Raw genomic sequence first — 9399 nt, 5'->3', positions numbered from 1 at the left:
CCGACCAGCCGTCGGAGACGCCGCTAGACCTCTCCGCCACGCCGGTGCACGACCCCGGGAGGCCGCCGGAGCACGTTCCGGACGGGCCCCCGGCGGACCGCAGGCGCGGCGCGCACCTGGAGACGTTGCCGGAGGAACGGGTCACGCGGAACGCGAAGGGGCTCATCACCCACGTCAAGAACGCGGGGGGCAAGTACGTCCCGGTCAAGGAGTACGTGCAGGAGCTCTCGGCGCGGCGAGCGCAGGTGATCGCCACTGGCACTGGGAAGAAGGACGGACCGTGCTCGGCGGCGGCGATCGACCTGCGCACCGGGACGATCACCGAAGGCGTCAACGGGCGCCCCAACGACCTCGTGAAGCCGGAGGACGTCCACCCGGTCCTGCGGAAGAACCTCGAGGACCTCGGGCACTGGCAGTACCCGGTGAAGGAGTCCGAGACCACCCTGTACCAGTGGCAGGGCGCCGACCTCGTCCAGGACGGGCGGGCGCACCACGACGATCCGCTGCGCCACGCCGAGGTCAAGGCCACCAAAGAGTTGCTCTGGGAGCGTGAGCGCCTCGCGCGCGAGGCGGGCGGGGCGCCGCCGACCGGGGAAGCCCTTGCGGAGATGCGAATCGATCCGCGCTGGATCGGGAAGGGCTCCGCCCTGGGCGTCGGTGGGCCAGCGGCAGCCTGCGCGAACTGCGACACCGTGCTGCGCGGCGTGCCCAGCTACTCGGGGCGCTTCTCCTACAGCCCGAGGGACTACCGATACCCTGACAACAAGCACTCCTTCGAGACCGACGCCGGCCTGTGAGAGCGACGACGAGGGCACTGGTGAACGAGATGCGCGTCAACCGGGCGGACACCTCCATGGACGACCGGATGATCACGTCCTTCCGGGGAGTCCCCTTCACCGGCGAGGTCGTCGACCACGCGGCCGACGGGACCGTGGTCGAGCTGTCCAGCTACCAGGACGGCATCGAGCACGGGCCGCAGTTCGAGTGGTACCCCGACGGGACCAAGCAGTCCGAAGGGCAGTGCGACCACGGCCGAGCAGTCGGGGAGTGGCGCGAGTGGTACCCCTCCGGGCAGCTCGCGCGGTACGACCAGTTCAACGAGTTCGGGGACGTGCTCCGGACCCAGCGGTGGGACGAGGCGGGCGAGCTCGTCGAGGACTACACGGCGGCGCCGCCCCGGCGGACCCAGGCCTAGGCCGACTCACCGGTGCTCGTCCCGCGGAGCGGAGCCACGAGCCCGGGACGACGGTGACCCGCCCACCTCGTCGAGTGGTGTGCCATCAGCCGCAGCGGAGCTCGACGACTCGCTGGCGAGCCCCGCCCTGGAACCGGAGCCGCACGACTCGTCGCGGCCGGTGGTGGGGGTTTCCCCGCGAGGCGGTCCGCGCGGGTACCGGCATGGCGGCGGTGGGCCAACGATGGTCGTGCCGACCGCGGTTCGCGGAGGCCAGCGAGCCAATGCACGAGAGTGACCGAGGTGACGATGAGCAACGACCTCGCCCGCCGGGGCGCGGAGTGGCTGGACCGCACGTACGGGGGTCTGGTCACCCTCACCGACGACCAACCGCTGGTCGACGGTGCGCTGACCCAGTTGTTCGGGTGCCACTACGCGGACGGTTCCGCCGGGCCGCTGCTGGCGGCCACCATCGCGGTGCCCAAGGACGGCGGGGAACCGTTCCCGGTCGCCAACGCCGATCCGCTGGACGAGGAGCTCAACGCGGCGCGTTCCCCCGGAGCGGGCGGCGTCGAGCCTTGGCGCTGGCGCGTCAACGCGCGCGGGTGCCTGATCGCCACGGACGCCGCGGTGGACCACCAGGCGGCCACGGCACTGCCGTGGGCGCCGCTGGACGAGGCACCGGGCTGGTGGGACCGGATGGTCGCCGCGCACTTCCCGGGCGCCGACGTCTACACCTGCTCGACCTGGGACGACGTGGCGTCCACGCTGGTGGAGGGCGGCCCGGGCACGCGCACCGCGGTGTGGCTGCGGCGGCAGGTCGGCGGCGTCGAGCTCACCGGCCACCTGCTGTACGGGTTCCACGACGAGGGGCGCGCGGTCTTCCTCGACGGGCAGCGGGGAGCGCTGGCCCGGCTGGACGACGACGAGATCGACCAGCTCGTGGTCGCCCGCTTCCACCGCCCGATCGTCGCCGAGCCGTCGAACCTCCGGCTGCCCTGGGAGCTGGCGGCCCCGGACCTGCCCGCAGCGCTGGAGAAGGCGAACAGCTGGTTGGCGCACACCTACCAGGAGCCGGTCGTCGTGGTGGACCCCGGCGAGGCGGACGAGACCGAGCGCGGCTGGCTGTTCGCCTGCACCACGCAGCGCTTCCAGGAGACCGGCGACTGGCACGACCAGATGCTCGACGCGGCTCTGGTGGTGCCCAAGGACGAGGGCGAGGCGCCGTTCGGGCTGCCGAACAACGACCCGTGGTCCTACCTGGCCGACTGGAACGCGCGCCGCGACGGGTTGTCCGCGCCGCCGTCACCCGCGGCCGCCGCGTGGTACGAACCGACGATCCGGGAGCTGGGCGAGCCGCTGAGCTCCACCGAGCACCGCAACTGGGCCGCCGTCTTCACGGAGGTCTCCGACGGGCCGTCGGAGACCCGGGCCCTGGTGTGGGTGCGCCGCCGAGACGCCCGGGGCCGGGAGACGGTGGGCAACCTGTTGGTCGCGGTCAACGAGGGCGGCGGGGTGCGGCTCATCGACTCGCTCGCCGAGGACGGCTACCCCACCTTCGACCAGGACCCGATGGCGCTGCACGTGATCCGCTACCGGTGAGGACGGCACTCCACCGCGTGACCGCCGGTGACCCGGTGTGGTCCCGCCCGGCGGGGAGGGCGAGGCCCGCGGTGCCCGGAGCGGTGCGCGTCCAAGACGGAGCCCGCCGGACGTCGTGCGAGGTCAGGGCCGATCTCGTCGCCGAGCGGCGGGGTTGCTGAGCGCAGCCGCCTGCACTCGTCCCGATGATTCCCATTAGTGTGAGGGCAGATCATCGGTGAGGAGCGGGTTCGAAGCATGGCACAGGCTGACCGGGGCACGGATCGCCAAGCGCGCGCGACCGGGCCGCGGCCACTGGTCGTCGCGGGCCACCACCGGTCCGCCGGGGCAGGTGGTGAGGACTGATGAGTCCGCTGCTGGTGGTGCTGATCGCGGTGTGCGAGTCGGTCGGCGTGGGCCTGCTCGGCCTCGTGGTGCTGCGGCTGCTCCGCCACTACCCGGTGGGGTACTCGCTGGTGGCGGTGATCGTGATCACCGTCTGCGCGATCAACACCAGCACGGTCACCGTGATGCTGGTGGCGCGGTCGGCGCAGCTGCCAGCCGGGGTGGACCTGGTGGTCAACCTCGTCGCCGGGGCGGTGGCCGTCGTGGTCGGCCTGCTGCTCGGCCGCGCGGTGATGCGCGGCAGCCGGCAGCTGGCCGAGGCGACCCGGTCGTTCGGGCAGCAGCGGCGCTTCCAGCAGCCGGAGGACCTGCCGAGCGCCGAGTTCGCCGACCTCGCCTGGGAGCTGCAGCGCACCAGCGACAAGCTGGCCGAGTCGCGGCGGCGGGAGCAGGCCCTCGACGCGTCCCGGCGGCGGCTGGTCGCGTGGATCTCGCACGACCTGCGCAGCCCGCTGGCCCGGCTGCGCGCCGTGGTGGAGTCCATCGAGGACGGCGTGGTGGACGACCTGGCCGACTACTGCCGGAAGATCCGCTCCGACACCCAGGTCCTGTCGGAGATGGTGGACGACCTGTTCGAGCTGTCCCGGATCCAGTCCGGGACCCTGCGGCTGTCCCCGCGCGAGGTGGTGCTGGACGACCTGGTGAGCGACGAGGTCGCCGCGCTCGACGTGCTGGCGGCCAGCCGCGGCATCACGCTGCGGGCCCGCACCATCCAGCCCGTCGTGGCCACAGTGGACGACCGCGCGGCCACCCGGGTGTTCAACAACCTGCTGGCCAACGCGATCCGCTACGCCCCGGAGGGCTCGACGGTGACGGTCGACGTGCACGCCACCCCGGGGTGGGCCGTGGTGTCGGTCACCGACGAGTGCGGCGGCATCCCGGTCGCCGACCTCGGTTCGGTGTTCGACATGGGCTGGCGCGGCGACCAGCCGAGCACCAGGTCGACGCGCGGCGGTGGCCTGGGCCTGTCCATCGTGCAGGGGCTCGTGCAGGCCCACGGCGGACGGGTGTCGGTGCACAACGTCCCGGGAGGGTGCTGCTTCGAGGCCCGCTTCCCGATCCGCGCGGCAGGTGCCACTGGTCCCTGAGAGGTCGACGTTCTTCGGCAGCTGGGGCACTGACACGGCACGGGGGTGCGCATTGCGTCCGTTCTCGAAGGGTGATCAACCACGGGGCGCCGTCAGCGGCGGCGTCCCGCCCAGGCCCGGTGGGACACCGGTGCGCGTGGACGACGAGTACCCGACCACGCCGATGCGGAGGATTCCGCAGCGCCGCGACGACCAGCGCTCCTCGCTGGTGGCGGGAGTCCTCGGCCTGGTGCTGATCGCGACGCCGCTGATCGTGTTCAGCCAGGTCCCGGGCACCGGTGACGCCCCACCGGAGGGCAGCTCGACGCTGCAGCAGGCGCAGGTCTCCGCGCAGCCCGCCGCAGCGGTGCAGCTGACCGGTGACCGCGACGTGGTCCTGTTCGCCAGGGCCCAGGACGGCTCGGTGCTGCGCCACCTCCACAGCTCCTCGCCGATCGAACCCGACCACGGCTGGGTCAACCTCGGTGGGAGCGCCGCCGGGGACCCGGTGGCGGTGACCGACGCCTTCGGCCGCCTGGCGGCGTTCTTCGTCGGCACCGACGGCGCGCTGTGGATGTCGCCTGACGTCAGCCCGACGGCTGCGGCAGCGCCGTGGCGCGAGCTGGGCGGGCCGGACCTCACGGGCAGGCCCGCCGCGGTCCAGGACGCGCGAGGCCGCCTTGCGGTCGTCGCCCGGTCCGCCGACGGCACCCTGTGGGAGAGCCACCAGACCGAGCCCGCGGGCGAGACCTGGAGCGACTGGCGCGACCTGGCCGCCCACTCATCGACCGACCCGGCGATCCACCGCGACCCCCGGGGCGTGCTCCGCGTCTTCGCGGTCGGCGCGGACGGCCGGATGGCGGTGCTGTCGCAGACCGGGCTTGGCACCTGGAGCGAGCCCACGGACCTGGGTGGCAGCCTGACCACGTCCCCGTCGGTCGTCGTCGACCGCGACGGGCGGCTGCAGGTCTTCGCCCGAGGGGCGGACGGATCGCTGCAGCACAACGCGGAGACGAACCCGGGAGCCGGTTGGGCGGGCTGGCACAGCGCCGGTGGCGACGTGGCGGGACCACCGCTGGCAGTCCTGGACGCCAGGGGCACGGTGGTGGTCTTCGCCGCCACGCCCCGGGGCGCGGTGGAGCACACCTGGGGTGTGGAGGCGCTCAGGCACGGCCTGAACAAGTGGGTCTCCATCGGCGGCAACACCGCTGAGCTGACGGCGGTGACCAAGGACGCGCTGGATGAGTTGGTCGTCTTCGCGATCGGCAAGCGCGGCGGCATGGAGGAGGCCCACCAGGAGAACCCGGCCGCAGGCCCGTGGAGCACCTGGTCAACGGAACCCGGCGGGGTGTTCATCCCGGACTGAGCGATTCCACTGAGCTGATCGCAGTGAAATCAGCCCGGCGCACCAACGGCATGTCGGGCACCCGACACGCCGGAACTCCGCAGTTCCAATGGAAACTGTGACCGTCCCCCACTCGCCCGACGACGCGTCGCCACTCACCCGACGTTACAGTTTCAGTTGAAACTGTAACGTCGGGTGAGTGGCCGGAAGCGGGTTCTGGTGAGGTCCCAGTGGGGATCAGACGCCCACTTCTACTGAAATCTTCCCGAGTTCCTCCGCGATCAGCGCGTGACGGCTGATGCCGTTGTCAAGATGTCGTTCTCCGGTCTGGACAGCTCCGAGGGCACGACACCACCGCCGTCCGATGTGGCTCGAGTGCGCTCATCGGTGCGGGATCTGCACAGCGATGTCGTTGCCAGGTCGGCATGTCCTGCGGTTCTCCGCTGCGAGCAACGCTCATCCGAGCGGTCGCGCTGTCCCTGGTGCCTCACCGCGTCGCGGAATCTGCCCTTAGATCCCAACATCGTTCGCGGTGCCTTGACCGGTGTGGGCCCAGGTCGAACCATGACTCGTCGTCCGCCGTCGGGCGGCACCCCTCCACGGGATCTCCCGCGCGCGATCTGGCGCGAACTTGGCACGGGAACGAGAGAAGATACTTGTGACTGACGGAACCATCCAGGGTGAGCGCGCAGCGGCCCCGCCGCAGCACGTCGACGCCGGCGACGCCGGGTACAGCAAGGCCCTGAAAGCACGGCACATCAACATGATCGCGATCGGCGGCGCGATCGGCACCGGCCTGTTCCTGGGCGCCGGTGGGCGGCTGGCGCAGGCCGGTCCGGCGTTGGCGATCGCCTACGGCGTCTGCGGCGTGTTCGCGTTCTTCGTGGTGCGGGCGCTGGGCGAGCTCATCCTGCACCGGCCCTCCTCCGGAGCGTTCGTGTCCTACGCCCGCGAGTTCCTGGGCGAGAAGGGCGCTTTCGTCGCTGGGTGGATGTACTTCCTGAACTGGGCCACCACCGGGATCGCCGACATCACCGCCATCGCCCTGTACGCGCACTACTGGAGCCTGTTCACCGCCGTCCCGCAGTGGGTGCTGGCCTTGGTGGCGCTGGTGGTGGTGCTGGCGCTGAACCTGGTGTCGGTGAAGCTGTTCGGCGAGATGGAGTTCTGGTTCGCCATCATCAAGGTCGGTGCGCTGGTCACCTTCATGTTGGTGGGCATCGGGTTGCTGGTCATGGGGACCCCGATCGGCGGCTCGACGCCCAGCCCGGCGCTGCTGCTCGACAACGGCGGCATCCTGCCCAACGGCCTGGTACCGCTGGTGCTGGTGATCCAGGGCGTGGTCTTCGCCTACGCAGCGGTCGAGCTCGTCGGCGTCGCGGCGGGGGAGACCGAGGAGCCCGCCAAGGTGATGCCGAAGGCGATCAACTCGATCATGTGGCGGATCGGCATCTTCTACGTCGGTTCGGTGGTCCTGCTGTCCATGCTGCTGCCGTGGAACCAGTACCAGGAGGGGCAGAGCCCGTTCGTCACGGTCCTGTCCCAGCTGGGCGTCCCGGCGGCGGGCGACGTGATGAACCTGGTGGTGCTCACCGCCGCGATGTCCAGCCTCAACTCGGGGCTGTACTCCACCGGTCGCATCCTGCGGTCGATGGCGGCCGCTGGTTCGGCGCCGAAGTTCACCGGCCTGATGAACCGGAACCAGGTGCCCTACGGCGGGATTCTGCTCACCGCGGCGGTCTGCGTGCTCGGGGTGGGGCTGAACTACGTGGTGCCCGCCGCCGCGTTCGAGATCGTGCTGAACTTCGCCGCGGTCGCGATCATCACCACCTGGAGCATGATCATGCTCTGCCACCTGGTGTTCGTGCGCAAGGCGCAGGCCGGTGAGGTCGCCCGGCCGCTCTACCGCCTGCCCGGCTCACCGGTGACCCAGTTCGTCACCATCGCGTTCCTGCTGGCGGTGGTGGTCCTGATGTGGTTCGACGTCCCGGCGGGCCGGGTGACGCTGCTGTGCGTCCCGCTGCTGGCCGCAGCCCTGGTGGTCGGCTGGTTCTGCGTCCGCAAGCGGGTGGACACCGTCCGGGCCCTCGGGGACCGGTAGCACCGGTTCGGGCAGCCACGGCGACCACCGTGGCTGCCCGCCGGAGCCCAGGATCAGCTGGAGCTCAACCCCCGGCCGCTGCCGGTGAGGTTGGCCAGCAGCTCGTGGCAGCGCTGGGCCCGCCAGGCGTCCTGCTTGGCGACTTCGGCGAAGAACTCCCGCACGTCGTCGTGGTCGTGGGCGTCCTTCTGGAACCGGTCGTTGTTCTCCGCGCCCTGCAACGCGTGGTACTGCACGCTGACCAGGTCGTAAACGATGTCATCCGCTGGGGTGTGCTCAGTAGCCATCGCTGTGCTCCCGTCCTGGCTGGTTGACTCCACGAGGAATTGCCCGCCCCCGGCCCCGCGAAACCCCGCGCGCCCCAGCGGCGTGGACCTCACCCCGGGCGCTCCCGCTGGTCGGGTTCCCGGGCGGGGATGATGCTGATGCCGCCGGAGCGTTCGAGCACCGCGAAGTCGATCTGCTCCATCCGCAGCAGGCCCTGGTCCTTGCGCGCGCTCGCGAGGATGTCGTCGGTGCTGATCTGCTCCTTGCGCAACCGGTCGTGCAGCGGCTCGCCGTGCTCGACCAGGACCAGCGGCAGCCCTTCGGTCAGCCGCGAAACGGTCTTGTACCGGAACTTGAGCACGTCGAAGGCCCGGTCGAGGAGGACGAGCGTGGTGATCACGACCGCCGCGTTGGTCACCGAGTAGTCGTCGCCCAGCAGCGCCTGCTGGGTGGCCTCGCTGATGATCAGCAGCAGCACGAGGTCCATCGTGGTGACCTGGGCGAGGGTCCGCTTCCCGGTGATGCGGAAGAGCACGAGCACGACCAGGTACACCACAGCTGCCCGCAGAACGCTGTCCAAGGTGATCCACTCCTGCGCTCGTCGAAGGTGACGCCTGGCAACGGGATTCCCAGGGCGGTCACCGCTCACGCCCGCCGAAGATCCGCGCTGCTGTCGAACGCCTGGTTGTGACCCGGCGCGCGCGGGAACCCGGTGGGCAGCGGGTACCGGCCAGGGAGGTGGGAGTGAGCGAGCGGTCCGAGGCGGTGCGCACGATCGGCGAGGACCCGCGCCACCAGCGGTGGAAGTGGCACGCGGCGCTAGCGGGTTGGTCGCTGCTGGTCGCGGTCGTGGCCACAGCCCTGCTGGGCCTGCTCGGCAACGGCGTGCTGAGCGAGTCCGAGGCGGTCAGCGCCGACGGCCGCCTCGCCGTGTCCTACGACCGTTTCGTGCGCAACCAGGGGCAGTCCGAGCTCGTGATCGCCGTGCCAGCCCCAGACCCGGAGCAACGACAGGTCGAAGTGCGCATCACCCAGTCCTACCTCGCCGCCAACCAGGTGCAGGCGACGACTCCCGAACCGGCCTCGGTCCGCTCCAGTGGTGCCGACCTCGTCTACGAGTTCCCCACCGACCGAACTGGGCTTCTGCTCCGCTTCGACCTGAAACCCAGCGGCGGGATGGGCACCCGGACAGCGACCATCACCGCCGCCAACACCACTCCCGTCACCCTCCACCAGTTCGTCCTCCCCTGAAGGTTCGCCCCGACCCATATCCAGCCGCCCGGCGTCCCCGGCGAACCGCTCACGGCACCCGCGCGGGGGTCAGCGCAGGCCGGCGCCTGCGCACCCGCAGCACCGCGATGATCGCGAAGCACGACCGAGCTGACCAACCAGACCGGGCCGGCGAGCAGCATGGCGGGCGCGGACCCCGTTGGCGTGTGATCGGGTCGTCCGGCGCGCA

Annotated in this window: 9 protein-coding genes; 7 read left to right on the top strand and 2 right to left on the bottom strand. The window is 71.2% G+C overall.

Annotated elements, in window-relative coordinates; translation table 11 throughout:
• The first annotated feature begins 44 nt into the window (after positions 1 to 44).
• The 6 genes from ABT324_RS10830 to ABT324_RS10805 all read left to right on the top strand — a co-directional run bounded on the left by ABT324_RS10830 (position 45) and on the right by ABT324_RS10805 (position 7673).
• A complete protein-coding gene (locus ABT324_RS10830) occupies positions 45 to 797 on the top strand; it encodes a hypothetical protein (RefSeq protein WP_351174865.1) in 753 nt (250 codons plus the stop codon).
• Positions 798 to 826: 29 nt separating this feature from the next.
• On the top strand, positions 827 to 1195 hold the full coding sequence (locus ABT324_RS10825; protein WP_351174895.1) for a toxin-antitoxin system YwqK family antitoxin: 369 nt from the start codon (positions 827 to 829) through the stop codon (positions 1193 to 1195).
• 288 nt (positions 1196 to 1483) lie between these two features.
• Complete coding sequence (locus ABT324_RS10820) at positions 1484 to 2776, top strand: YrhB domain-containing protein (protein WP_351174863.1); 1293 nt, start codon at positions 1484 to 1486, stop codon at positions 2774 to 2776.
• 344 nt (positions 2777 to 3120) lie between these two features.
• On the top strand, positions 3121 to 4248 hold the full coding sequence (locus tag ABT324_RS10815; RefSeq protein WP_351174861.1) for a sensor histidine kinase: 1128 nt from the start codon (positions 3121 to 3123) through the stop codon (positions 4246 to 4248).
• A 130-nt stretch (positions 4249 to 4378) separates the two neighbouring features.
• On the top strand, positions 4379 to 5593 hold the full coding sequence (locus ABT324_RS10810) for a PLL family lectin (protein ID WP_351174859.1): 1215 nt from the start codon (positions 4379 to 4381) through the stop codon (positions 5591 to 5593).
• Between the two features lie 742 nt (positions 5594 to 6335).
• Entirely contained in the window at positions 6336 to 7673 is a 1338-nt protein-coding gene (locus ABT324_RS10805) for an amino acid permease (protein WP_351174893.1), read from the top strand.
• Between the two features lie 53 nt (positions 7674 to 7726).
• On the opposite strand, the gene ABT324_RS10800 is transcribed toward ABT324_RS10805, so the two are convergent.
• Complete coding sequence (locus ABT324_RS10800) at positions 7727 to 7960, bottom strand: hypothetical protein (protein ID WP_351174857.1); 234 nt, start codon at positions 7958 to 7960, stop codon at positions 7727 to 7729.
• 89 nt (positions 7961 to 8049) lie between these two features.
• Positions 8050 to 8520 carry a DUF421 domain-containing protein gene (locus ABT324_RS10795; RefSeq protein WP_351174855.1) on the bottom strand — a complete coding sequence of 157 codons (471 nt, stop codon included), beginning with the start codon at positions 8518 to 8520 and terminating at the stop codon, positions 8050 to 8052.
• 164 nt (positions 8521 to 8684) lie between these two features.
• Between ABT324_RS10795 and ABT324_RS10790 the strand changes: the two genes are divergently transcribed.
• On the top strand, positions 8685 to 9191 hold the full coding sequence (locus tag ABT324_RS10790) for a hypothetical protein (RefSeq protein WP_351174853.1): 507 nt from the start codon (positions 8685 to 8687) through the stop codon (positions 9189 to 9191).
• Positions 9192 to 9399 lie beyond the last annotated feature (208 nt).

It is taken from the genome of Saccharopolyspora sp. NPDC000359, assembly GCF_040300525.1.
In the GTDB taxonomy this organism is placed as follows: Bacteria; Actinomycetota; Actinomycetes; order Mycobacteriales; family Pseudonocardiaceae; genus Saccharopolyspora.
Note: the sequence above shows the minus strand (reverse complement) of the source record. Positions and strands in the feature narration are given on the sequence as shown.